This window comes from Pandoraea cepalis, from assembly GCF_902459625.1.
Taxonomy (GTDB): Bacteria; Pseudomonadota; Gammaproteobacteria; order Burkholderiales; family Burkholderiaceae; genus Pandoraea; species Pandoraea cepalis.
This window is the reverse complement of record NZ_CABPRY010000003.1, coordinates 521,575-546,250: the sequence shown is the minus strand read 5'-3', so window position 1 is coordinate 546,250 and position 24,676 is coordinate 521,575. Positions and strand designations below refer to the sequence as shown.

25 protein-coding genes are annotated in these 24,676 nt (G+C 63.4%); 6 read left to right on the top strand and 19 right to left on the bottom strand.

What is annotated here, in order from left to right; translation table 11 throughout:
* Positions 1–102: 102 nt before the first annotated feature.
* The 3 genes from ftsH (at position 103) to PCE31107_RS10480 (ending at position 4,742) form a co-directional block, all read left to right on the top strand.
* Positions 103–2,049: an ATP-dependent zinc metalloprotease FtsH gene (ftsH, locus tag PCE31107_RS10490; RefSeq protein WP_150608247.1), complete on the top strand. Its 1,947-nt coding sequence runs from the start codon at positions 103–105 to the stop codon at positions 2,047–2,049.
* Positions 2,021–2,827 (top strand): polyphosphate kinase 2, encoded by an 807-nt coding sequence (gene ppk2 / locus PCE31107_RS10485; RefSeq protein WP_150608245.1) that lies wholly within the window; start codon positions 2,021–2,023, stop codon positions 2,825–2,827. The genes ftsH and ppk2 overlap by 29 nt, the downstream gene beginning before the upstream one ends.
* Positions 2,828–3,131: 304 nt before the next feature.
* Positions 3,132–4,742, top strand: a complete 1,611-nt coding sequence (locus tag PCE31107_RS10480; protein ID WP_150608243.1) for a methyl-accepting chemotaxis protein — start codon at positions 3,132–3,134, stop codon at positions 4,740–4,742.
* A 111-nt stretch (positions 4,743–4,853) separates the two neighbouring features.
* Here PCE31107_RS10480 and PCE31107_RS10475 read toward each other — a convergent pair whose 3' ends face one another.
* The 13 genes from PCE31107_RS10475 to PCE31107_RS10415 all read right to left on the bottom strand — a co-directional run bounded on the left by PCE31107_RS10475 (position 4,854) and on the right by PCE31107_RS10415 (position 17,102).
* Positions 4,854–5,225 carry a cytochrome b5 domain-containing protein gene (locus PCE31107_RS10475; protein WP_150608241.1) on the bottom strand — a complete coding sequence of 124 codons (372 nt, stop codon included), beginning with the start codon at positions 5,223–5,225 and terminating at the stop codon, positions 4,854–4,856.
* Positions 5,222–6,496 carry a ferredoxin reductase family protein gene (locus tag PCE31107_RS10470; protein WP_150608239.1) on the bottom strand — a complete coding sequence of 425 codons (1,275 nt, stop codon included), beginning with the start codon at positions 6,494–6,496 and terminating at the stop codon, positions 5,222–5,224. The genes PCE31107_RS10475 and PCE31107_RS10470 overlap by 4 nt, the downstream gene beginning before the upstream one ends.
* An 88-nt stretch (positions 6,497–6,584) precedes the next feature.
* Positions 6,585–7,769, bottom strand: a complete 1,185-nt coding sequence (locus tag PCE31107_RS10465; RefSeq protein ID WP_150608238.1) for a thiolase family protein — start codon at positions 7,767–7,769, stop codon at positions 6,585–6,587.
* Positions 7,770–7,866: 97 nt separating this feature from the next.
* Complete coding sequence (locus PCE31107_RS10460) at positions 7,867–8,139, bottom strand: dodecin family protein (protein ID WP_246181786.1); 273 nt, start codon at positions 8,137–8,139, stop codon at positions 7,867–7,869.
* Between the two features lie 110 nt (positions 8,140–8,249).
* Positions 8,250–8,903 (bottom strand): nitroreductase family protein, encoded by a 654-nt coding sequence (locus PCE31107_RS10455; protein ID WP_130025996.1) that lies wholly within the window; start codon positions 8,901–8,903, stop codon positions 8,250–8,252.
* A gap of 150 nt (positions 8,904–9,053) precedes the next feature.
* Complete coding sequence (locus PCE31107_RS10450; RefSeq protein WP_150608236.1) at positions 9,054–10,859, bottom strand: adenosylcobalamin-dependent ribonucleoside-diphosphate reductase; 1,806 nt, start codon at positions 10,857–10,859, stop codon at positions 9,054–9,056.
* A 16-nt stretch (positions 10,860–10,875) separates the two neighbouring features.
* The gene (locus tag PCE31107_RS10445; protein WP_174966620.1) at positions 10,876–11,379 is read right to left on the bottom strand and encodes a BCAM0308 family protein; all 504 of its coding nucleotides are present in this window, start codon (positions 11,377–11,379) and stop codon (positions 10,876–10,878) included.
* 253 nt (positions 11,380–11,632) lie between these two features.
* Positions 11,633–12,901, bottom strand: a complete 1,269-nt coding sequence (locus PCE31107_RS10440; RefSeq protein ID WP_150608234.1) for a putative glycoside hydrolase — start codon at positions 12,899–12,901, stop codon at positions 11,633–11,635.
* On the bottom strand, positions 12,894–13,643 hold the full coding sequence (locus PCE31107_RS10435; RefSeq protein WP_246181785.1) for a polysaccharide deacetylase family protein: 750 nt from the start codon (positions 13,641–13,643) through the stop codon (positions 12,894–12,896). Before PCE31107_RS10435 ends, PCE31107_RS10440 begins: the two co-directional genes overlap by 8 nt.
* 56 nt (positions 13,644–13,699) lie before the next feature.
* Positions 13,700–14,077 (bottom strand): TraR/DksA family transcriptional regulator, encoded by a 378-nt coding sequence (locus PCE31107_RS10430; RefSeq protein WP_150608230.1) that lies wholly within the window; start codon positions 14,075–14,077, stop codon positions 13,700–13,702.
* 13 nt (positions 14,078–14,090) lie between these two features.
* On the bottom strand, positions 14,091–14,465 hold the full coding sequence (locus PCE31107_RS10425; RefSeq protein WP_130026001.1) for an ElaB/YgaM/YqjD family protein: 375 nt from the start codon (positions 14,463–14,465) through the stop codon (positions 14,091–14,093).
* 149 nt (positions 14,466–14,614) lie between these two features.
* Entirely contained in the window at positions 14,615–16,405 is a 1,791-nt protein-coding gene (polX, locus tag PCE31107_RS10420; RefSeq protein WP_246181784.1) for a DNA polymerase/3'-5' exonuclease PolX, read from the bottom strand.
* A 70-nt stretch (positions 16,406–16,475) separates the two neighbouring features.
* Entirely contained in the window at positions 16,476–17,102 is a 627-nt protein-coding gene (locus PCE31107_RS10415; protein ID WP_150608228.1) for a phosphoribosyltransferase, read from the bottom strand.
* Between the two features lie 366 nt (positions 17,103–17,468).
* Between PCE31107_RS10415 and PCE31107_RS10410 the strand changes: the two genes are divergently transcribed.
* Positions 17,469–18,254, top strand: coding sequence for a helix-turn-helix domain-containing protein (locus PCE31107_RS10410; RefSeq protein WP_150608226.1), 786 nt, complete (start codon positions 17,469–17,471; stop codon positions 18,252–18,254).
* Between the two features lie 64 nt (positions 18,255–18,318).
* Here the strand turns inward: PCE31107_RS10410 and PCE31107_RS10405 are convergent, their stop codons facing one another.
* Positions 18,319–18,966, bottom strand: a complete 648-nt coding sequence (locus tag PCE31107_RS10405) for a response regulator (RefSeq protein ID WP_150608224.1) — start codon at positions 18,964–18,966, stop codon at positions 18,319–18,321.
* Between the two features lie 321 nt (positions 18,967–19,287).
* Between PCE31107_RS10405 and PCE31107_RS10400 the strand changes: the two genes are divergently transcribed.
* On the top strand, positions 19,288–19,893 hold the full coding sequence (locus PCE31107_RS10400; protein ID WP_150608222.1) for a hypothetical protein: 606 nt from the start codon (positions 19,288–19,290) through the stop codon (positions 19,891–19,893).
* Between the two features lie 51 nt (positions 19,894–19,944).
* Here the strand turns inward: PCE31107_RS10400 and PCE31107_RS10395 are convergent, their stop codons facing one another.
* Both PCE31107_RS10395 and PCE31107_RS10390 read right to left on the bottom strand, forming a co-directional pair.
* Positions 19,945–20,373 carry an Hsp20/alpha crystallin family protein gene (locus PCE31107_RS10395; protein WP_150608220.1) on the bottom strand — a complete coding sequence of 143 codons (429 nt, stop codon included), beginning with the start codon at positions 20,371–20,373 and terminating at the stop codon, positions 19,945–19,947.
* A gap of 125 nt (positions 20,374–20,498) precedes the next feature.
* A complete protein-coding gene (locus tag PCE31107_RS10390; RefSeq protein ID WP_174966619.1) occupies positions 20,499–21,749 on the bottom strand; it encodes an MgtC/SapB family protein in 1,251 nt (416 codons plus the stop codon).
* Positions 21,750–21,916: 167 nt separating this feature from the next.
* Between PCE31107_RS10390 and PCE31107_RS10385 the strand changes: the two genes are divergently transcribed.
* Positions 21,917–22,876 carry a universal stress protein gene (locus PCE31107_RS10385; RefSeq protein ID WP_150608216.1) on the top strand — a complete coding sequence of 320 codons (960 nt, stop codon included), beginning with the start codon at positions 21,917–21,919 and terminating at the stop codon, positions 22,874–22,876.
* A gap of 63 nt (positions 22,877–22,939) precedes the next feature.
* Here the strand turns inward: PCE31107_RS10385 and PCE31107_RS10380 are convergent, their stop codons facing one another.
* The 3 genes from PCE31107_RS10380 to PCE31107_RS10370 form a co-directional block, all read right to left on the bottom strand.
* Positions 22,940–23,401, bottom strand: coding sequence for a universal stress protein (locus tag PCE31107_RS10380; RefSeq protein WP_165385288.1), 462 nt, complete (start codon positions 23,399–23,401; stop codon positions 22,940–22,942).
* A 65-nt stretch (positions 23,402–23,466) separates the two neighbouring features.
* Complete coding sequence (locus PCE31107_RS10375) at positions 23,467–23,940, bottom strand: pyridoxamine 5'-phosphate oxidase family protein (RefSeq protein ID WP_174966618.1); 474 nt, start codon at positions 23,938–23,940, stop codon at positions 23,467–23,469.
* Between the two features lie 66 nt (positions 23,941–24,006).
* Positions 24,007–24,660: a BON domain-containing protein gene (locus tag PCE31107_RS10370; RefSeq protein ID WP_130026010.1), complete on the bottom strand. Its 654-nt coding sequence runs from the start codon at positions 24,658–24,660 to the stop codon at positions 24,007–24,009.
* Between the last annotated feature and the right edge of the window lie 16 nt (positions 24,661–24,676).

Here is a 24,676-nt window from a genome sequence, read left to right as displayed (position 1 = left end):
GCGACATGCGCCGCGACAGGCGAGATCGGGGCTTGACCTCCGTCAAGCGGTGCGCTTGGCGCGCTGCCTATGATGAATCTGACCGCAAGATGGAAGGATCCCATGGAAACCCGTCAACAGTTTTCCCTTTGGTACCTGCTCGCGGCCGTCACGGCGATGCTGATCCTTCAGAGCTTCATTTCCCCTTCGGACGTCGAGACGCTGCCGTACAGTGATTTCAAGGTGCTATTGAAGGCGGGCAAGCTCAAGAACATTACGCTCGGCGAAGGCGCTATCACGGGGACGCTCAATACCGACGGCATCGAGAATTTGCTCCCCAAACCCCAGGCTGACGCGATGCAGCATCAGGGAAAGGGCGAGCACGCCTTTTCGACGATCCGCGTCAATGACCCCGCCTTGGTCCAGGAACTCGAAGCGGCAAAGGTGCGCTTCGTCGGGCAGGCCGACAACAAGTGGATCGGCGCAGTGCTGTCATGGATTGTCCCCGCAGCGCTGTTCTTTGCCTTCTGGAGCTTCCTCAGCAAGCGCGTTGGCGGGGCCGCGGGGGGAGTCATGGAGATCGGAAAGAGCAAGGCCAAGGTCTACATGCAGAAGGAGACCGGTGTGACCTTCGCCGATGTTGCCGGCATCGACGAAGCGAAGGAAGAACTCGCTGAAATCGTGAACTTCCTGAAAGATCCCGACCGCTACCGGCGACTGGGCGGCAAGATTCCCAAGGGGGTATTGCTGCTTGGCGCCCCCGGCACCGGCAAGACACTTCTGGCCAAGGCGGTCGCGGGCGAGGCGGCTGTCCCGTTCTTCAGCATCAGTGGCTCGGAGTTCGTGGAGATGTTCGTCGGCGTCGGGGCGGCGCGAGTTCGTGACCTCTTCAACCAGGCCGAGACCAAGGCCCCCTGCATCATCTTCATCGACGAACTCGACGCGCTCGGCAAGACGCGTGCCCTGGGCACCTTTACCGGCAACGACGAACGCGAACAGACGCTGAACCAATTGTTGGTCGAGATGGATGGCTTCGATACCAACAAGGGCGTCATCATCATGGCGGCAACCAACCGGCCTGAGATTCTGGACCCGGCGTTGTTGCGCCCGGGACGCTTTGACCGCCATGTCGCGCTGGACCGCCCCGACCTCAAGGGCCGCGAGCAAATTCTCAAGGTTCACGTCAGGCACGTCGTCCTGGCGCCCACCGTCGAGTTGACCGTGCTCGCGGCGCGTACCCCCGGCTTCGCTGGCGCCGAACTCGCCAACCTCGTCAACGAGGCCGCGCTGCTGGCCGCGCGCAAGGGCAAGGATGCCGTGGAAATGGTCGACTTCGACGAGGCGCTGGACCGCATCGTCGGTGGCCTGGAAAAGAAGAATCGTGTGATGAATCCACAGGAGAAGGAGACCATCGCCTACCACGAAGCCGGTCACGCCATCGTGGCGGAAATGCGCCCCCACGCAGACCGGGTGTCGAAGGTGTCCATCATTCCGCGTGGCGTGTCGGCGCTCGGCTATACCCAGCAGACCCCTACCGAGGATCGCTATCTGCTCAAGCAAAGTGAGCTGCTCGACCGGCTCGACGTGCTGCTCGGCGGGCGCATGGCCGAACAGCTTGTCTTTGGCGATGTATCCACCGGGGCACAGAACGACCTGCAGCGCGCGACGGATATTGCCCGTCAGATGATTACCCAGTTCGGTATGAGCGAGCCGCTTGGGCTGGCCACTTACGAGGACATGCCGAATCCGCTCTTCAACGGCATCGGCGTGATGCCGCATGAGCGCAGGGCGTGCAGCGAGGAAACCGCGCGACTGATCGACTCGGAGGTTCGGAAGATTCTGGCGGAGGCTAGTGCGCGGGTGCGACAAACGCTTCAGGCCTGTCGCCCCAAGCTCGACGCCTTGGCTAAACGCCTCCTTGTCCAGGAGGTGGTCGGACGCAGTGAGCTTGAACTCCTGCTGTCCGAGAAGGTGACCCAACTATCGCCCACGAGGCCGTCGGTGCCCGTGGTGTCAGTGCAGCGTGAATCGGGGCAGCCGCATGAAGACGAAGACACACGATCATCCTGACGAGGCGGAGGTCAGTTCCGTCACGGCGGACGACTACGAGCGGGAACTGCGTTTGCTGCAAATTGAACTGGTCAAGCTGCAGCGGCACTTCCTAAGCCATGCAAACGAAAGAATCCTCGTGATCTTTGAAGGCCGGGACGCCTCCGGGAAGGACGGCACCATCAAGCGGATCGTCGAACATCTCAGCCCTCGGGAGACGCGCGTGGTCGCGCTTGGAAAGCCCTCCGACCGCGAACGTGGTTCGTGGTACTTCCAGCGGTACGTTGCCGAACTCCCCGCCCCCGGCGAATTCACGCTGTTCAATCGCAGTTGGTACAACCGCGCAGGCGTCGAGCACGTCATGGGGTTTTGCACCAAGACGGAGCATGAAGAATTCATGTCGAGCGTCGGGGCATTTGAAGGCATGCTGGTGCGCTCGGGAATCCGCGTTATCAAGTATTACCTCGACATCACCAAAGACGAACAGCAACGGCGCATTGCGTCGCGTCGTCGGGACCCTCTCAAGCAGTGGAAGGTCAGCCCCATCGACGAACAAGCGGTGGCGCTGTGGAAGCAATACAGCAAGGCGAGAAACGAGATGTTCTCCCGTACGAACGACGGCGTGCCGTGGAATGTGGTCAGCGCCGACGACAAGCGGGTCGCGCGCCTCAATGTCATCAAGGACCTGCTCGCGCGCCTGCACTACGCCGGCAAGGACACGAAGCTGATTCGTCCGAATCCGGACATCGTGTTTCCTTATGCCGAGGCGCATCTGCTGAGCGGCGCGATCGCGAAGTAATGCGGCGCCAGTGACGAACGCACGCCGCGTGATGCGATGAAGATCGGCGTCATCCGCGTGGATCGTCTTCCGCCCGCTCCAAACGCACGCCGTGGCGGAATAGCAACGTGCTCTGATCGACGTGGGCGTCCGCGCCCCGGGCAATTCAGTCTATGAGCGAAAACACCGGCAGACGTTTGGGTCACCTGTCGATAAAGTGTCGGCCAACTGACTTGCGAAGCGTCCGCCATTCGTGGCGCACCATTGCGATGCCGCGCTCCCAAAGTCAACCTCTTGCCCCCCACTGCCAGTCCTGGAGGTAGTCGTGCACCGTTTTACCCTGAACACCAAACTGTTGTTGGCCTTGGGCCTGATGTGGATCAGTCTCCTGGTCATTTGCGCCTGGGGCTCGATCAACACGCGTCAGACCATGTTTGCAGAGCGCGAGCTCGGCCTCAAGAACGTCGTGGATTCCGCGACCAGCGTGATTAAGAGATATGCAGATGCCGCTGACAAAGGCACGCTCACCAAAGCCGATGCGCAACGCGACGCGATTGCCGAAGTGCGCGCCATGCGTTTTGGCGACAGTGGCTATCTCTCCATTTCCGACACGCACGCGAATGTCGTGATGCATCCCATCAAACCGGAATTGGACGGAAAGAACCTCTCCGACTTCAAGGATTCGACGGGCCAATACGTGTTTCGGGAAATCTCGAACGTCGGCCGGGCCGGAGGCGGGTACTTCACCTACCAATGGCCGAAGCCCGGTCACGACAAGCCGGTTGGCAAGATCAGCCGTGTCGGATACTTCGCGCCGTGGGACTGGTGCATTACGGGCGGGGTCTACACGGACGACATCAACGATGCGTTCTACCGCTCTCTCGCCGAATGGGCCGGACTGCTGGTGGTGCTCGGCACCATTGTTTCGGCGGCAATGTTGTTGATCATTCGCAACATCAAGAAGAGCCTGGGCGGCGAGCCGCACTACGCCGTCGAGATTGCCGGGCGCATTGCCCAGGGCGATCTTGCCATGACGATCGAAACGCAACCGGGCGACACCACCAGCCTGCTTGCCGCCATGCGCGCCATGCAGGAAAGCCTCTCGTCCACGGTCGACCGTATTCGCGGCGGTACCGAATCGATCACCTCGGCCGCACGCCAGATCGCCGCCGGCAACACCGATCTGTCGGCGCGTACCGAAGAACAGGCGGCGTCGTTGGAGGAAACGGCATCGTCCATGGAGCAACTCACCGCCACAGTCAAGCAGAATGCCGACAATGCGCGGCAGGCCAGCGCGCTGGCGGTGAATGCCTCGGAAATCGCAGAGCGCGGCGGAAATGTCGTCGGGCAGGTCGTGGGCACGATGCACGGCATCTCGGACAGTTCCGGCAAGGTCGTCGACATCATCAGCGTGATCGACGGCATTGCCTTCCAGACGAACATTCTTGCCCTTAACGCCGCGGTCGAAGCGGCGCGAGCCGGCGAGCAAGGCCGAGGCTTCGCCGTGGTTGCAGGCGAAGTCCGAACCCTGGCACAGCGCAGTGCGGCGGCCGCCAAGGAAATCAAGGCGCTGATCGAGAGTTCGGCTCAGCAAGTTCGAGAAGGATCGATGCTGGTCGAGCAAGCCGGCCAAACGATGACAGACATCGTCCAGGCGGTGAAACGCGTCACCGACATCATGGGCGAGATATCCGCCGCGTCGACCGAGCAAAGTCATGGCATCGAGCAGGTCAATCGTGCCGTGACGCAGATGGACGAGGTCACACAACAGAATGCCGCCCTCGTCGAAGAGGCGGCCGCCGCCGCCTCGTCAATGGAAGAGCAGGCGATGCGCCTGCAAGGGGCCGTCACGGAGTTCCGTATCGCGCCCGAGCCCGAAGCCGTCCGAGTCACCGAGCGCCCGTATCTGGTCGGGAGCAAAAAACTGGCGGCCTGAGCGCGCGCATCCCCAATGGCGGTGGGTTCCGGTTGAGTCCGAAGCGTCCGCCCTGACGTCTTTTTGTGCCACCGACGTCTGGCGATCCACCGCCCGCCGGCACACGGGCGCTCAGTTGGCCGAGCGCAACGTGCCGATTCTGTACTTGAGCATCGTCTGGTCGGCATAGGGTGAATGGGGGCGGCCCTTCGTCTTGGTCAAATACGCCTGTGTGGCTTCTTTTCCGCACCATGCGAGAAAGAGCGACGGATCCGCGGGATGCTGGGGCACATAGGGTGTGAAATCGTAAACCTGTCCACGGATTGCCATCCAGCAGTCTCGCCCGGTGGCGTGCCGGGCGACATCCTGCAGCGTATAGCTGACCTCTCGGACTGCCTCCGCCCGAGTATCGGGCGCCTCGGGCACGAAAACGCCGGCCATCCAGAATCCGCCGATGGCAAGGAAGAAGAGGATCGTCGAGACATTGAAAAGTTGCCGCATCATCGGAAATCGAAGCGCTCGTAGTGGATGGATCGAGCGGGCAGACCGAGTTCGTGGAGTCGCACCGTGACGGCTTGCACCAGCCCTTCTGGCCCACAGATTTGCACCTGCCTTTGTGCGAGGCAAGCCACCTTCGACAGCACGGCTGGCACATCGGGAAGCGATTCGCCGCTGGCTTGCGCGATCAGTTCGAAACCCGATTCAACGTGTGCCAGCGCCTTCAACTCGTCGAGGAACGCCGCATCGCGTTCATGACGGAACAGGTAGATCAGTGTCGTTGTCCGGGGTAGCTTCCCGCGACGGATCGCTGCCATGAAGGGCGTAATGCCAACGCCACCGGCGATCCAGAGTTGGGGCTTGTCGGCGTTATCCGCCAGGAGATGTCCAAAGGGACCTTGCAGTCGCACCAGTGCGCCCGGTGTCAGTGTCTGTATTCGCTTCGTGCACGGCCCGAGCGCCTTGACGCCCACCGAGAGCTCGCCGCCCGGACCGATACCGCTCACAGAGAAGGGGTGGAATTCCTCACAGCCGCGATAGGTGGGACCGTCGCCAAAGGCCGCCAGCACGAATTGTCCCGGCTCGACCCGAAAAGCCCCGCCGCACGGCGCCAAGGTGGCCTCGATCGTATCCGCCGCCTTCGATGCGACGCGTGTGACGCGAAACAGATGGGCGCTCAGGCCGCGATCGATTGCCAGCAAGCGCCACGCGAGCGCTATCGCTGCGAGTCCAATGAACGCGAGAAAGCCCCCCACTTCGCCCCGCATCGCGACAATATGCGAGAGCCCGCTGACAATCCCCAGCGCGGCGAGGTAATGAAGCGCCCTCCAGCGTCGGTAGCCCAGGTGTTGGTTGAAGGTACTGGCGAGTCCGGCCATGAGGAGAAGGAGACCCACCCAGCCCAGCCACTCGGGCCAACTGCCATACCAGGGCGCGATGGCTCGCCATGCCGAGCGAAACGACGTCGTCAGCCCCGCCACGCCCAGTGCCAAGGGATGGCAGAGCAGGAGCACATAGCCGATGACACCGCTGCGGTGATGCCAGCGGTACATGGTGTCAAGGCCCCCCAGCATCCTGGACCAACGCGGCTCGCGCACCATCAGGGCGAGACTGCCCACCAACAATCCAGTTCCGGCCCAGCCAGCCATGATCGAGACGGCACGCCAGTGCGGCAAATGCGTCGGGAAGGTCCATGCGACGCCGGCGAGGCTGAGCACGACAAGGAAGGCCGGCGCGACCAAGCCACCGGCCCCGGTGTGCCAGTTCCACGTGCTCATGGGGCCGCCCTCCCGGCAGGCGCCGGATCGTCAGTTGCGTCGCGTCCTCGATCACGCCGGCCGATAGCCAGTAGCATGCGCCCGCCCATCACAACATCTCAAGTGCCAGCGCAATGCCCTGCCCCCCTCCGATGCACAGCGTCACGATCCCGCGCCGGCCTCCACCGCGTGCCATCTGGTGCAAAAGACGCGTCGTCAGAACCGCGCCGCTTGCACCAATCGGATGCCCGTGGGCAATCGCACCGCCTTCCGTATTGACAACGTCCTCCGCAAATCCCAATTCGCGCAGGCACGCCAGAGCGATCGCCGCAAACGCCTCGTTGATCTCCACCCGGTCCACGTCGCGCGTGGACCAGCCGGCGCGCTCCATCGCCTGCCGCACCGCAGGAATCGGTCCGAGGCCGAAGAAGCCCGGTGCCACGGCGCCAACTCCATAGCTGACGAGGCGCGCCATTGGACTCAGGCCGTTGCGCTCGGCCCAGTCACGTCCGGCAACGATCATGGTGGCGGCGCCGCTGTTCAGGCCGGGCGCGTTGCCTGCCGTGATCGTGCCGTCCTTGCGAAACGCCGGTTTCAGTGCAGCGAGCGACTGCGCGGTGGTGTCGGGTCGATTGTGTTCGTCCCGGGCAAACACGATCACGCCCTTTCGAGCAGGAACGTCGACCGGTGCGATCTCGGCGTCGAACAGACCGGCAGCCTGTGCCTGAGAAAAGCGTTGCTGCGAGCGCAGCGCCCAGCGGTCCTGATCTTCCCGGGAGATGCCGCACTTTGTCACGAGATCCTCGGTATGCCAGCCGGAATGCTGGCCGCTGAAGGCATCGTTGAGTCCATCCATGAGCATGCTGTCGAATAACGTCACATCGCCCATGCGCGCCCCCCAGCGTCCCTGCGGCAACAGGTAGGGCGCACGATCCATGTTCTCCATGCCACCGGCGACGGCGCAATCGATCATGCCGGACCAGACCTCGGTCGCGGCGCTGGCGATCGCCTGCGCACCCGAGCCACAGACCCGGTTCACGGTGAGCGCAGGCACCTCGACCGGCAAGCCGCCAGCAATGCCCGCCTGGCGCGATGGGTTCATCTTTGCACCGGCCTGAATCACATGCCCCATGACCAGCGATTGAACCTTGTCCGCGGACAGGTTGGCACGCTTCAGGCTCTCTCGTATCACCACGGCGCCGAGCTCGGGCGCCGGCATATCCTTGAGCGTCCCGCCATACGTGCCGATCGCCGTGCGGACCGGGCTACACAAAACGACCTCGATGATTTTCATGGACTTGCTCCAGACGGTCTTGGCGCGCACTGTTTGCGGTAGCGGCTCGACAACGTCGGGAGCGTCGATGCCGCATCGGTTGACCCGAGACAGGCCGCTATTCAAGCTTGAAGCTCAGCTTGGCAGTGATTCGATAGTTGATGATCTTCCCGTCGACCACCTCGGCCGAAAAATCCTCGATGTAGATGGATTTGATATCGCGAAGGGACTTTTGGGCCGCGGCGACGGCTTTCGCCGCGGCGTCCTCCCAACTCTTGGGGGACTCGGCGAGAATTTCGATGACTTTGACAACGTTCTTTGACATGACGGCTCCCGCGAAGGCGCATGGCAACTCATGGGAAGGTTCCCGGGGAAAATTGGCGATTGCCATGAGCCAAGCATGGTCGTTGGCGCATCTGCCGTGTTGACCGACGTCAAACGAAGACGCCCGTCGCAGGTCAGCCAACCCGCGCCTATAAAGCGCACCCATGCCTCATCCGTTCACCCCTTCACCAACGGATGGCCTACCGTCTGGGCGAGCACCGGAATTTCGTCTTCGTTGAGCGACATCGCATTGGCCAGCAGCCGATGATTCAACCAGCCACGAACGACACACGCCAGCCCGGCCGACGCACAGTACAGGGAGACGTTCTGTGCAATCGCGCCGACGGCGATGCCGGCGAACGAGTCTCGCTGGGACTGCGGAAATTGGTCCGCGCGCACGTGATTGACCACGTACACGAGATCGAGCGGCGCCGAACCGACGAAGTCCTGATATCCGGTGAGGTTCCTCGCATCGACGGCATGCTTGAGGCGCAGTCTGTGCGATGCCGGTTCGTACTGGTACACGCCCTCGGGCAGGGCGACATAGACGTCGATTTCGTTCACACCGTGCGCAGAGGGCGCGGTGCGCCCGCCTGTGTCGGCGCGATTGACGCCGTCGGCCGCCCAGAGAAGATCACCGAGCTGCTGAAGGGAAAGCGGTGTTGGCGCAAATTCACGCACACTCTTGCGACGGGCCAGTGAAATCATCAAGTTGGCACCGTCATCCAGATTCGGCGGCGGTAGCGCAATGACCGGCATGGACTCGCAGGCGACCGGAACAGGAGATGCATTGTGCACGATGGCGTACGCAGGTAGCTTGGCCTCATTCATCGCAAGAATCCTCCAAAGACCGACGGCGGGCGATGTTGCCCGGCTGTTTGGAGCATAGACAGCCGATCTCATTCGACCTTGATACGGGTCAACGACGGACAAAGGCACGCCGGATTCCAGGCAGCGTTTTGCTCGGTTCGTTCATCTCACTCAGCAAAAGCATGCCGGGCGCCCGGCCGACGCCGGCAAGACGCTCAGCACCGCGTCGGCAGCCCGGTCAGGCCGAAAAATCGTCACGCCTTTGAGCCGGAGCTGCCAGGCGCGAAAGAGCAACTCCCCTACCCGCTCGCGCGACACCCCACTCGGCACCAACACCGTCTTCGAGATGCCTGCGTCGATGAACGGCTGCATCACCGCCACCATATGCAAGTGGTCGTCTCCACTGACCTGGCTGGCCGTGACGAAGTAGTCCGGCAATGCCGCCTGCTCGCCACACAACGCGCGGAAGCGTCGGTAGGCGTGATTCTCGATACGGTAGGCGCGCGGTGCCTGATGCCGCAAGCGCAACTGACGCTGATACGCCAAGGCGAAGGCCGGCTCGATACCGCTTGAGCAGTTGCCGCCGAACGCCAGACTGACGCTCCCTGTGGGGGCTATCGACAACAGATGGCTATTGCGCAGCCCATAGCGCGCAATATCGGCGCGCACGGCATCCGGCAACGCCGACGCAAAGCGTGCCGTCGACAGGCTGCGCTCGCCGCTGAACAGCGGATACGCCCCGCGCTCGCGCGCCAATGCCGCAGACGCCGCATAAGCGTTGTCGCGCAGGCATCGTCCGATGGCGCTGGCAAGGTCCCTGCCCTGCGGCGTGTCGTAGCGCAGACACATCATCGTCAGCGCATCGGCCAGCCCAGTAACGCCCACACCGATCCTTCGCTTGCTTCGCGCTTCGTGTCCATGCTCCGGTAACGGCCATCGCGTGACGTCGATTGCGTTATCGAGCATTCTGACCTGGACATGGACGAGCCGCGCCAGACCCGCAAAATCGAACGCCGGCATTCCCCCCACGCCGAACGGATGCCTGACTCGCCTCGACAGATCGATCGGACCGAGCACGCAACTTCCCCACGCCGGGAGCGGTTGTTCACCGCATGGATTCGTCGCGGCAATCGATTCGATGCCGTCAAGGTCATTGGATTCGCGGATCGTGTCGATGAACAGCAAGCCCGGCTCGGCGCTTCCGTGGGCCGCTTCGACGATCCGCGCCCACAATTGCCGTGCGGGCACCCGGGCGTAGCACCAGTTGCCGTTATCGAGCAAATGCGCGCCCGCCGCCAGTCGTTGCCGATTGGGGGCCGCGCGATGCTGAAGCGGCCACTCGGTATCGCGAGCAACGGCGTGCATGAACTCGGCGGTCGCCGCCACCGACACATTCAATGTCGCCCAGCGCCGGCGTCCGCGCTTGGCATTGATGAATTCGTCCAGATCGGGGTGATCGCAGCGCAACACCGCCATCTGCGCACCGCCGCGCGTATCGGTCAAGGCCAACGATTGGCAGGCCAGATCGAACCGCTCGATAACGTCGCAAACATCGCCCGTGCCATGATCCGACGCAGACACCAGTGCGTCGACGGGCGCCACTGACGAGAAGTCGTACCCGACACCACCGCCCATGCGCAGGGTGGTCGTGGCCTGCGCGAGCGCGCGCGCGATGTCGGTCTGACGGGCCACCTGCACGTCCGGACCGACGATCGGGTGCACGAAGCAGTTCACCATCGTGGCGTGTTTGCCGGTGCCCGCGTTGGCCATGATCCGGCCCGCCCCGATCGCGCCGCGCAGCATGTTGCCATAGAACTGTCGCGCCGCATCGCGACGTCGATCCGGTGGCTCGGCCTCGGCCAGCGCGCGCGCTACCCGTCGGAAGACGTCGTCGCGCGCCGCCTCCCCCGGCGCAAGATAGCGATCCGCCAGCACCGCATCGCAGACGGTCGACGCCGAATCGTGAATGACCGGCATGGGGATGGCTCCTGCGTCAGGATCGATGCCAGCGCACGTGAAGTTCCGATTCCGCGTGCCCGTAGTCGAGATCCAGCTTCCCGCCATAGGCATGGTGAATGGCATTGCCGATATCGCGCGCAATGTGCATTCCGGTGGTCGTAATCGCCGTACCGTCCTCGCCCGACGTGATTGCCATCACGCGCTCCATCGGATGTTCCCGGTGCAGCCGCTGCGCGCGATGATTCACCAGACCGAGAATTTCCTGTCGATGCGCAGCCTCGAAGGTGCCATCCAGTACCAGACGGGCCGCGGGCACGCCGTCGGCGATGCGATGACAGGCCGAGCAAGTGACGGTGACCGCGTCGGGCGGCACGGCGCGCCATTGCCAATGCCCGCGCAGGTAGACGGCGTGACACACCGGGCAGGCCGCAAGTGCGGGGGACGCTGAGGGTTGCTTGTAACTGTCGGGGACATGCTCGTCCGGAAAACGATCCCACCTTGCGGGCCGGACCATGGCAGACCTGGCTCTGACTTTCATGGCGTGACTCCTTGAAACGCTGGCGCAGGCTCGTGTCGAATGTGCGTCCGCCGCTGACGCCACCGAGAGATGCCAGGCGGTCGACATCAACGCGACTCGCCATGCTTGCCCGCCAGATATAGATACAGTAAGCGGTTGCGCGCGCGAGAACTTGGCCTGGATCAAATGGCGCGACATCTCTCGCGACGCTTCGTGATGCGAGCGCAGAGGCCCCTCTCTCATGGACCATCGGCACGCGGCACACGCGGCGCCTTCAGCGCGGCAAGGTCATCGGGTCGTATCGATTGCGCGGATTCCACAACATCCACCCGTCGGTCCCCGCTGCGTCGGCGGCATCGATTTGTGCGCGAATCTCGACGGCGCCGAAATTTCGACGGTCGAAAGCGTAGTCCCGAAACGCTTGCAGCCAGGGTCTGAAACGCACGCCGGGCAGTCCGGTGCGGCGCATCGCTTGCGCGAGAGAGCGCGACACGATCTCGCCCGGATGATCGGTCGGCGGATCGGATCCCGGGAGACCCCAGGTGAATCCCGACGGGTAGAGCATGGGGGACACGTAATCGACCTGTTCGCCGAGGGTCTCGAGCTGCTGCCCAATCGCCGTGTCGTTGAGGTTCCAGCACACGTAGCCGAAGATATCGATCGACAGGTACACGTTGTAGCGCAGCAAGCGCTCGCGCGCAGCGCTCAGGAAGCCGGTGATGGCGCCGACCCGGTGTTCGGCGGTGTTGGTCTCGTGAAATTGCAACCCGGGCGCGTCCGGGAATCGCAGGTAGTCGAATTGGATTTCGTCGAACCCCATGCGCGCCGCCTCCTCGGCGACGTCAAGATTGTGCGTCCATGCGGCGGAAATCGTCGGATCGATCCATCGGAGCTGTTCGCGGTCACGCCACACGTTGCCCTCGGCATCGCGCACCGCCCACTCCGGATGGGCCCGCGCCAAAGGATCGTCCTTGAACACCACGATGCGGGCAATGAGGTACAGGCCGCGATCATGCAGCGATTTCACCAGTGCCGGCAGATCCTTTACCCGTGGTGCGTTCGCGGGCACATGCGCCTGCGCACCGATGCCTTCCCGCGCAGGACTGCGATAAGGCGTCATGCCGCGATCGCCTTTGACATCGATGACAAGCGCGTTAATGGCGGTACGTTCGGGCAACGCCAGCACGGCATTGAGCAATGCACGGCTCGCGATGCCGTACACGGAGAGATAGACGGCTTTGGGGTGGATAGGCGTCATGGCAACGCTCGCGCGACCTCCCCCGCGCAGCGAGGCTTGCACTCTCGCATACCCCGGCGCGCGCACCGAGACGGCTATCGGCGCGCCCGGCGCAATATCGGGGAGCACGATCTCGCCGCTGCGGTCGCTTGTCCAGGCGCGGCCCCCGCTCACCAGCGTCGCGCCCGCAATCGGCTCGCGGGTCGCCACGTCGACGACGGTCGCCGCGACGGTGTCTGCCGTGGCCGGCGGCACGGGTTGCAGGCACAGGAGCGAAAGACTCCAGACGATCCATCGGCTAATCATGATGCGTTTGTGCGTTGCGCAACATGCCGCGCAGGCACGTCATGTCGCAGTGCTGCGTCATGAGATATCGCGGCATCGCCATGGCATTCGACTGCGGCGTGACGGGTTTGGCATCGAGAGAGAACCCATTCGTGTAGCCCTCGTCGCGTGCCATGGCCTCTAATTCAGTATCGTAAATGCCAAACGGCCACGCCAGTAGACGAACAGTCCGATGCAGTTCGGCCTCGATCCGATCTCGGGAACGGCGAAGCTGATCGTGCACGAAGCGCCGGTAATCCGCAGGCGCCAGCCGCGCGCGTTCCGTCTTGAAATTGGGATGCCATTCGGTGTGAGACTCGATGTCGAAACTCCCCGATTGCGCAAGCGCGCGCAACTGATCCCACGTCATGGCATATGACGCATTGGAGATCGCCGACGGGTAAACGAATAGTGTGACGGGTACCGAGCGCCCCTTTAGCATCGGCCACAGCACCTCGTAGACGGACCGGTGGCCATCGTCCACACTCAGGACGAGTGCGCGCGGCGGCAGGTTATCCTGCCTGCCGGCATGCCAGGCGATGACGTCGGCCAGCGGCACCACCCGATAGCCGTTCTCCTCGAAAAAGCGCAGTTGCGACTCGAAGGTCTCCGTGCGCACCGTGGTCGAATCGGTGACGCGCTCCGCGAAGCGGTGATAGACGAGAATCAGGACGTCATGTCGCGCGGGGGCGGCATTCGTGATGCCAGCACACGTCAAGCCCATCAGAGCGCCGGCCAGGAGGGCAAGCGCGCGTCGGCGAGCGCCCCTGCGCACGCCTGTCACCTCGCGTGATCGATCGCGAAAAGTTGCTCGTGGCGATGCTGACAAGCGGCACATCGCTTCGCCGTCGGATACGCCTTCAGCCGGGCAAACGGAATACTCTGGCGGCAATCGATGCAGATGCCGTACTCGCCACGGCGAATGCGATCGCGCGCCGCCTCAATATCCGCGAGTTGTTGGCGATAGTGGTCGAGCATGGCATCTTGCAGGCGTTCAGCGGTTTCCTCGTTCGCGAGGTCGGCGTCGTCGTGAGGCTCCGATGCCGCGAGCTCGCCGAGTGGCGGTTCGGTGGTGGCTACCGCCGCTTGAATGCGCTTTTCCTCCGTGTCCATCTGCGTCTCCAACGCGCCAAGTCCCGGGTTTTTGAGGCTTTCCATCGTTGGTCTCCCATCAAAGGCGCAGATCGGCATCGGATGGCGTACGCCGGCCTCGAGCGATCATCGGGGCCACCACCGCGCCCGCGACAGCCGCCAACGCGGCGATGGATGCCGCGGCCGCTACGCTCTGCCAGGGATGGTCGTGCACGTAATGGTCAGTGGTTCGCGCCCATCCAGACACGCGCTGCTGGCTCGTTTTGCGCAGCGTATCGAGCTGTGCGGTCAGTTGCTGGAGCCTGGCAGTGAGTGCGGGACGCGCTTCGTCGGATGCCGGATTGGCTTCGTCGGCGATATCCCGCAGCAACGCCTTGATATCGGCAAGGAGGGCCTCAGCGTCGTTGACCAAGGTCTGACGGTGATTCATGAATTCAGTCCGAATGTCGTTCATCTCTCGCTCCCATCGAATTCGACAATGCGCCGCCGTGGTCGGCGCGGGCCAGGTTCACTATAGACATCTGCGCACGGCGTGCCATGACGTGGCGCAAATCGGCGTGATCTTCGTGTATGGGGTTCAGGGGAGACGACCGCCCGCCGCGGCTACATCGTCTTTTTGAGCATGGCGCGCAGCCGGGACAGCGGGCGGGTGTTGAGGACATCGGCGGCCTCGAGCCAGCCGCGTCTGGCCTGCATGAGGCCCAACGCCAGATGGTTGAAGTCGACCGTGCGGTGCGCGTCCGAGGCAATGCTCACCCGCACACCGCTCGACTTCGCCAGTCGGCAGCCGGCGTCCCACAGGTCCAGTCGGCGCGGCTGTGCGTTGGCTTCCACGAAAGCACCCCGCTCGGCAAGCGCCTGGAAAACGCGTGCGGCGTCGAACCGGCAAGCGTCGCGCTCGCCGATCAAACGAGCAAAGGGATGTGCGAGGATACTGAAGTGCGGATGGTCGATCGCCCGCAACAGCCGCGCGGTCTGCTTGTCGGCGGGTAAATCGAAATGGCTGTGAACCGCGCCAACGACCAGGTCGAGCCGCCCCAGCACAGCGTCGGGAAGATCGAGCGATCCGTCTTCCAGGATATCGACCTCTACGCCCTTGAGAATCTCCGGCAATCCGCCCTTTGCATTCAGCGCGTCAATGGCGTCAGACTGCGCGGCGAGACGGCTGGCGCTCAGCCCATGCGTGATGCCCAGACGCGGCGAGTGATCCGTGATGGCCAGGTACTGAAGCCCTTGACGGCCGGCCGCCATGGCCATGGCTTCGAGGCTGTCGACACCGTCGCTTTCGTTCGTGTGAACGTGAAGATCGCCCCGGATCTCGCGGGCTTCGACAAGGCGCGGCAGTGTGCCATCGCGCGCCGCCGCCAACTCCCCGGTGTCCTCTCGCAATTCCGGCGTAATCCATGGCAAGCCGAGCGCCTCGTAGATCGACGCCTCGTCGCGGCCAGCGACTTTTCGCCCTTGCCGGAACACACCATACTCGTTCAGTTTCAGCCCGCGTGCCTGCGCCATCTTGCGAAGCGCCACGTTGTGCGCCTTCGAACCTGTCAGATAAACGAGCGCCGCGCCATAGCTCGATGCGGCCACCACCCTTAGGTCGACCTGCATGTCGTTCATCAGCACCGTACTTGCCCGCGTGCTTCCTGCGGAGATCACCGACCGCGTCTGATCGTAGGCGAGGAACGCGTGAATCACGGCTCGCGGCCGGCCGGAAGCCACTGCGATATCGAGGTCCCCCACCGTATCCCGCCCACGCCGGTAGCTGCCCGCGACCGCCATCTCCTGCGCCGCGCCGGTTGCACGGAGATACGCCATGAGGGGGTCGACGGCGCGCATCGCGATATCGAGGCTGAAGCGGCGGTGCCGGTCGAGCCGCGCCTGCACGGCGTCAAGCAGCCGCTGCTCCGTGCGCGGGCCGAATCCGGGCAGCGTGCCAATGCGGTGTTCGCGGGCTGCGGCGGCCAGATCCTCCATCGTATGCACGTCCAGGTCGTGCTCGAGCCTGTGTACACGACGCGGCCCCAGGCCCGGCAGACTGAGCAGCGATTGAATCTGTCCAGGCGTTTCGCGGCGCAGGCGCATCAGTAGTTCGCTTGCGCCGGTTTCGGCGATCTCGCGCATCTTTCCCGCGAGATCGGCGCCGATGCCCGGCAGTGTAGTGAGGTCGATGCCGCGCGCCAGCAGGACACCCACGTCTTCGGTCAGCGCACCGATCGACCTGGCCGCGTTGCGGTAGGCCCGAACCCTGAACGGATTCGCGTTTTCGACGTCGAGGAGGTCGGCGATTTCGTTGAAGATCGCAACGATCCGGTCGTTGGTCACCCCCGCGCGCGGTACCGCGGCGGCCGCAACTTCCTTCGCGATAATTTCAGGCTTCTCGGAGGGTTCTCTCACGCCTTGACTCCAGCAGACATGGGGCGCGACACGCAGGACACCGGCTATTGCACAGGTGATGCGTGGGCCGTTAGCGCGAGCGCAGGCAGGCGACGACCTCGTCATCGCTGACTTGGGGAAATTTTCGGTAGAAGGCGCCCACCGCGCTGAAATCGGCCGGTGTCTCCAGACAGATCACTTCGTCGGCATAGGGCGCGATGTCGCGCAAGGCATCTGGCGGGGCCACCGGCACTGCGCATATCAATCGTGCTGGCCCAAGCTGTCGCACCGAGTGCAAGGCCGCGATGATCGATGCCCCCGTGGCGATGCCGTCGTCCACGACAATCGCCAACCGGCCGTCGGCGCTCGTTCGCGGTCTTCCCGGCGTAAAGCGGGCCCGGCGACGCCGGAGGGTGTCGAGTTGGACCATTCGCTCGTGTTCGACGTAGGCACTCTCGCCGCCCGCCAGCTTCGCGTATGGCGTCAGGTAGGTCCAGCCACTCTCGTCCACGGCGCCGACCGCCAGTTCGGGATTGCCGGGGGCGCCCAACTTCCTCACCAGCACAATGTCCAGCTCGCCGCCGAGGGCATCGGCCACGATCGCGCCAATCGGAACCCCACCGCGTGGCACGGCCAGGATCAACGGATGCTTGCCCGAATATGCGTTGAGCGCCTTGGCTAGCTGGCGTGCGGCATCGGCCCTGTCGATAAATGGCATTGACGTTCTCCTCGGGCTGCGGGCGAGAGCCCCCATAGGATCATCCTAGTTGTCGGGCGGCGCGCCGGTTTAGCCAAGGTCAAGCATTCCCGTCAGGCGTTCGCACGAGACGGTCTGTGTAAGGATTGCCTGACACGGGGCGTGCGTCTGCCTACAGAGATCTCAGCCGCGCCTGCTTCCCCTTCGACGCCACCGTCGCGATACTTGGTTTCAAGCCCCTACCGATAAGACAAAACAAGCCGCTTGAGGGCCGCGCCAGACAGTGCGCGAGCGCGGGTAGGCACATGCAGGAAGACAACCGGAACATTGGGCGCATGAACGCGCGCAATCGGTGCATGCAGGCCAATGGCTGGCCGGGAGATGGCGATGTACGAATCACATTTTTTGGCAGACGCCGAACGTCGCTTCGGTGCCGTCGATGCGTTTTCAACGGTCAGTGACGGCATGTCGAGCGAGCTGATCTCGCATCCCCCCGCCGAATGCGGGACGTGCGAGTTGCGACACCCGTGTGTTGCGTCGAAGCTGAACGACCACGATACGGCCCGCCTGAAATCTGTCGTGCGTACCTGGCGGATGGTCCGGCAGGGACATGCTCTTTACCGGACCGGCGATTCGTTCCAGAGTCTCTACGCGGTCCGCTCGGGTTCGTTCAAGACCGTGGCGCAGCATTCGCTGGGGCGCCAGTATGTGTCGGGATTTCATCTTCCCGGCGAACTGCTCGGCCTGGACGGCATCGTCGCCGAGTCACACCCCTGCGATGCCTTCGCCCTGGAGGATAGTGCCGTCTGCGTGATCCCATTCCAGCCCCTGGAGGTGCTGTGCCGCGAATTGACTGCGCTCCAGCAGCATATTCACCGGCTCATGAGCGCCGAGATCGTCCGAGAGACGGCGCAAATGGTGTTATTGGGCAGCATGAGTGCCGATCAGCGGGTCGCGACCTTCCTTCTGAATCTTTCGAACCGCTTCGAGCAGCGGGGATACTCGCCGCGCGAGTTCACATTGCGCATGACGCGGGAAGACATCGGGAGCCATCTCGGCATGAAGCTCGAGACGGTCAGCCGGTCGTTATCGCGGTTTCAGCGAGGTGGCTTGATTCTCGTTTCGGGAAAGCGGATTACGCTGCTGGACCGCGAAGCCCTTGGCGCATGCTGACGGTGCGGACATGAGGGCCGTCGAACGGCCGACGCCTCGCCATGCGAGCCAGGTCGCGCGGACGTTAGAGGTTATCGCCCTCGTCGAAGATATGATGGCGAAGCGCGTAGCGCACCAGTTGCACCTCATTGGGCATCTGCATTTTCTCCATGAGACGCATCTTGTAGGTGCTGACGGTCTTGGGGCTGACACACAGCGCATTGGCGATGGTGGTGAGTGGTTCGCCACGCACCAGACGACGATAGACTTCCAGTTCGCGGTTGGACAGGCGCCGATGCGGTACGTCGTCGCCATTTCCCTGGAAGCTCGACGCCAACTTGCCCGCGATCGACTGGCTGACATAGGTGCCGCCCACGGCCACATGATTGATGGCCGTGACGAGTTCGTCCGCCGCGCTTTCCTTTGTCAGGTATCCTGCTGCCCCCGCCTGAAAAGCACGCACGATGTACTGCTCCTCCGAGTGCATGGTCAGCACCAGTATGCGCAACGCCGGATGGGCATCCCGCAACAGCCGAATCAGCTCCAATCCGCTTCTTCCCGGCATCGACAGATCGAGCAGCAATACGTTGGGAGAGCAATCGTTGACCATCAACGGGATCGCAGCGCCGTCCGCCGCTTCGCCGACGACGTCAAACATGCCCGCCCCCTCCAGGATATGTTTGAGTCCGTCTCGCACTACGGCGTGATCGTCCGCGATCATGATACGCGTCATGCCTTGCCTCCGAATTTGGTGGCAACCGCTTCCCTGAGGCCTGCCCGGCAGAGCCTTCGATTCGCGTACCCAGCGACACCGGCGAGGCGGTGGCACGTTGCGGATGACCCGCAGCCGTCCGATCTTGAGCTATTCAGTGACCCATGCCCCCAATTTAGGGCGGGAATCACCGAGCGCAAACCACCGCTCGGGATTCGCCTTTTTCAACGGTTTGCGAGTGCGCTTCGGACCCGCAGTCGTTCTTCTGTTAACTAAAGCGCATTTCTCTCAGCTTTCAAGAGATATTACCGTCCAGAATCGCCAGGCGTATCAGCCGAAAAGATGAGAGGAACCCCTCCAAACAACAAATGGGAAGCACGATCCGCTGTTATCGCATCGGGTAAGTGCCCCCTTCAGGCAGTTCGTCCCGGTACGCGGGAGAATCGCCGCGAAGCCGAGCGCAAAGTATCCAAGACGCTGCAGCGTGACGAATTGACTTGGGTCATGGCGCCTCTAGCGCACAGGCTTATAAATGGCGAATACAGACGCGCTCGTCAATCCCTCTGGATCGCGCCAGCGATCCCAAGTGCTTATGAGGTTCTCATGTCTACGCTGCGACAACATTACAAGGCATTCGTTATCGAAGCTCGCGCGCAACTTGTCGGTTGCGGCGGATTTGCCGTACCGAGCCACGACCGGCGCTATCTGCCTGTGGCGATCGTGCGCGGCGCAACGGCAAAGCACGACGGCCCTCTGTCGGATGACACGCCGACCGAAGGCGTTGTGATACAGATCACATTGAACGAGCGGTTGGACGCCGACCCCTATCGCGCGCTCCGATGCGCGATCGATTATGCGTGTCAGGTGATCGACGGGCTGCGGTCGTCCGAATTTGAAGATATGCCGCGCGGCGTCGCGTTCATTCCGCTTCCGCAAACGCTGCACTAGTCCGCGTCGCGAGGGTGCCCGAGCGGCACCCTCGCATGCCACCTGCACGGCTTACTGAATGGTCAACTCCCGCTGACCGGCATCGGCCTGCTTTGGAAGCACCAGTTCCAATACCCCGTCGCGATAATTCGCAACGGCCTTGTCCCGGTCCACCGCCTGTGACAACGAGAAGCTGCGGTACATATCGCCTTCATACCGTTCCCGATGCACGAAGTTGCCGTTGTCCTTCTTTTCCGTGGTGTTGCTGAGGTGCGCGCTGATGGACACCTGGTTGCCGTCGAGCGCGACCTTGATGTTTTCCTTGCTCACACCGGGGATATCGGCGCGTACGGTAAATTGCTTGTCGTCCTCTTCGACATCGAGCTTGATTTGCATACGCTTCGAACTCTCCAGCGCAAGCGGACGCCAGAACGCGTTACGAATGAGGTTCTCGAACGGTTCGTCGAAACTCAGTGGATCGAATCGGGTGAGGTTTGCCATGACTGACTCCGAGGGATAAGGGGCGCAGTGCGCCCAGGGGGCTGCGATCCATGTCGCACGTTGTCTAATCTAGTTCGCGAACGCGCCGACGAATTGACTGACATCAAGAGAAACCCCGCCGTCGATCATGAAATCGACGGCACTACGGCATAACCAAGCCAGAGGGCGGCGATCACCAGCACGATGCCGGGAACGACGAGCTTCGCGAAACGTGGCCCCCCGGATACGAACGCGGCAATCCCCTTGACCATGGCATTTGTCGAGGCTCCGGCCAGTATCGGAAGGCCAACGTCGGTGACGCTGAGCCGGCCCTGTTCGGCCAGCGCGGCGGCACTGGCCGCGATGGAGTGCGCGTCCGCCAAGCCGCCCACCAAGGCGACCGCCAGCAGGCCCGATCTCCCGAACCAATGCGAGAGCGCCCCCGAAGCGAACATGGCGACGGACACGCTCGCGGTCAGCACCAACGCGGACTTCAAATCAATGGCGGTTCCGATGTGGACCATTTGCGGCGTGGCGCACCGGTTCGCGCGCCAAAGTGCCCAAAGGCCGTACGATAGCGCGGCAACGGCGCCAGCGCCGAGCGGCAACGCAAGATGGAGCAACGCGGCCGGGAAGACCGTGCCGATCACAATGGCCAACTGAACCATGGTCGAGACGCTGGAGAGCGCGGCTCCCGCGACGGCGGGCAGCAACAAGGCCGGGTTTTGCCTGGCCTGCAGGCCCATCGCGCTGATGGTGGCGATGCTGGACGCGAACCCGGAAGCGAACCCCGTGACCGGCAATCCCGCGTTCGGCCCAAGCGCGCGTTGGGCAAAATGACCGATCACGGCAATGGAGAGCATGACGACGGTGAAGCGCCATATCGTGGACGGATTGACCGAGTCGAAGGCATCGATAGGCCGATTCGGCAGGATCGGCAGGATCACGAGGGCAGCCACCGCGAGCAGAAGCACATCCTGCAACTCGGCTTCCGTCACGACGCGCGTCACGAGCCGATGCAAGTGAAAGCGCACCTGCATCACGCTCGCGACGGCCACGGCGATGGCGATCGTCAAGGCGGGGTGGCGTTGCGCCATCGCACCGAGCAGCAGCGTCAGCATCAGCGAGAGCTCGGTCGTGATCCCCGGATCGTCGTGGGGACGCAGGTAGGCGGCGATCAACACGGCGCTGAGCGCCAGCACCACCGCGGCCAGCAGCCAAACGCCCCCCAATGCCAAGGCCGCCGCCCCCAGAACGGCTGTCAGCGCAAACGTCCGGATGCCTGCCGCCGCCCGCTCCCGGCTCGCCCCCTTGCGCCGTTCACGTTCGGCACCGATGAGCAAGCCGATCGCCAGTGCGGTCGCATACGGCAGAATGTCGAGCATGGCTTCGGTCATCGCGCGCCCGTTTATTTCGTTCAGTGCACGGTATAGCATAAGTGACGGGGAGCGTCGGCGCCGCGTCGTGGCGTGCGATGTTGATCGAACGCAATGGCGCTGCCCGTGTACCGTCTATGCTATTAACGATTCATCGATAAGGATCGCCGTGCCCGGCGACTTCGACCATGGAACCTGTCTCCCAACTGCTGTCGCCCCATGGCTTTCCCAAGCCATTCCGGCGGATCCTCGTTGCCGTCGATCCCAGTGGCGCGTCGCTGAACGCCATTCCCTATGCCGCCCATTTCTGTTCGCCGGACACGCAGGTGCTGGTCTTGGGATTCTTCGAGGATCCCGAGGCCTACCTGACGCCCCACTCCCGTACGCCGGCCGATGTCAGCGCCGCGTTCGACGAACTCCGCCGCGACGAACTCGTGGCGCTGGAGGGCGCGCAGGCGGTATTGCAACGTACTGGCGCACAGGTGCACAAGCGGCTGCTCGGGCCTGCGCTGGGCAATCGCGAAATCTCGGCGGGTATTGCCCGAGTGGCCGAAGAATGGAATGCCGACCTGGTGGTCGTCGGCGCCGAACCGGCCGCTGGCATTGCCGCCCTGTTGGGCACCAAGGTCTCCGCCGCACTGGCCGAGCACACCCACCGCGCCATCCTCATGATTCCCAAGAGAGCGACTGAATCGTCACTGCACCACGCGCGCCGGATCCTGTTTGCGGTCGACGGTAGCGAGGCATCGCTGAACGCGGTGCGCGTGGGGATGCAGGTGGCGCCGCCGCATTCGAGCCTGCTGGCTATTTATGTCGAGGACCGCGGGGTCGACGTGTCCGAATTGGAGGAATCCCTTCTCACGCCGGCGCCCAGCGTTCCCCATGCTGCAAATGCGCTCGCGCAAGCCTCGGCGATCATGACCGAACTTGGCGCCAGGGGGAACATCGAGCGCCGTGTGTCGCACACGCGCCTGGCGGAAGACGTGGCCGCCGCCCTGCTCCGGGAGGCGCAAGAATGGGATGCGGATCTCGTCGTCGTGGGCGCGCAGGATCGTCATGGGTTGTTCTCATGGTTCAACGGTCATGAGAACGAGCGGGTTGCCCGCGCGATCGATCGCCCGTTGCTGGTCGTCAATCAGGCGGGCTGACGCGTCGGGGCGAGACCCCCGCGCGTCCCCGGGTTGACCACACCGCCGCACGCCACGCACGCGCTATGGCGCGGGCGACTTGATGATGAGCACGGGCCGATCGGCACGCTGCAGCAGGCGGTTGGCCTCGCTACCGAGCGTGACGCGCGCGAGGCCGCGGCGGCCGTGCGAGCCCGTGACCACGAGATCCGCGCCCACGCGCCGAACCTCCGTCAGCAACCGATCGGCGATGTGCATATGGCTGTCCATCAACGGTAACGTCGCGAAATCGGCCGCAACGCCCTCGCGCGCCAGAATGTCCAACGCCGCTTCCCGAACGGCCAGCGTCTCGGCATTGAGCGCGTTCTGCATCTCGGCCACCGACGGCAGCGCTGCCGCCATCAAGGGGAAATAAAGTGCCGGGTCGACTTCGACGTAAGCGACGCGAAGGCTCGCCCCGAGCGCCTTGGCGAGCCTTGCGGCGTGGGTCAACGCGGTTTCCGAGGGCGGACTGGCATCGAAAGCCACCAGTATGTTGCGGTACATGATTTCTTCCCCCTTGTTTTGCATTCCCTCAACCGCCGACGCCAATGCCATTCGCGCTATTCGCGCTATGCGCAGCGACGTTTCGATGGAACGGTAACGATATCGGCATGACCAAACCCGCGGCTGTAGTCGAGCACCTGAAGCGCCCAACATTCAAGCTTCACAATGGTGGAGCGGCTCGAACCGTGTTCGGGAACGCGTGTCCACGCGTCTGGAAAACGCTCATCGAGCAGTCGCATCGCCAGTACGCGCTCGGACGATTCATCCGACAAGATTTCGGCAAAGGCGTGGCCCGACAGGGCCTTGATGTCCGGCCATCCGACATAGGGCTTGTAAAGACAGAACGAGACCTGTGCGACGCGCTCGATATTCGCCATCTTGCGGCTATCGCGCGCGGTGGTGAAATAGATGTCGAGTCCGTGATGGACGAAACAAACGACATCGGACTGCGTGTTCCCGTCCGCCATGAGCGTCGCGAGCGACAACTCCCGGCACGAGTCCAGCACGTCCAGAATGACGGCCTCCAGGTCTGCGTTCATCAGGCTTCTCCTGCGTCTATCGTGTCCGCGTTGCGTGCGCCGCCCCATGGGCATCACCTGACGCGCTTACTCGACCGTTAGCCGATCCACGACGGCGCATACGCCATGCGTGGTCATGGCCGCGCCCCGGATGGCTTCCTTTTCCGCCAACGAATGGACCGTGCCGGTCAGCAGCACCTCGCCATTGCCCAGGACGGAGATGTCGAGGTGGCGTGCCTCGCGCTGCGCCTGACGCGCCAGCGCGGCGGCGATATGTCCGACAATCTCCGTGCGATGGGGCCCACTGAGCACCTTGATGTCGTTGATGACGCCCTTGACGCCTCGCAACGTACGAACGGCACTCTCGGCCAACACGCGCTGCGTGTAGGTCTCGACGTCGCCCGCCAGCGTGACCCAGCCGTTCTCGACCTTGACGTGCATGCCATCGTCCGGCAGGCCGGCGTGCCACTTCAGCACGGCAAGCGCGGCTCTTGCGATATCGGCATCGGTATGACGATCCTTCGACATCGGCACGACTTCCAGTCCGATCACAATCGCGCGCGCCCCCGCGACCCGCGCCGCGACGCGCTCGGCTTCGCACTTCTCAAAGAAACTCGCGACCTCGCCCGAGAGCGTGACAATGCCGTCGCGCACCTCGACGCCAATCTCGCTGGCATGAACGTTAGTGTCGCGCGCGAGTTCGTCCATCACGTCGCGCTGCAGTTGAGCATCAGTCTTCATGGGGTACTCCGTGCCA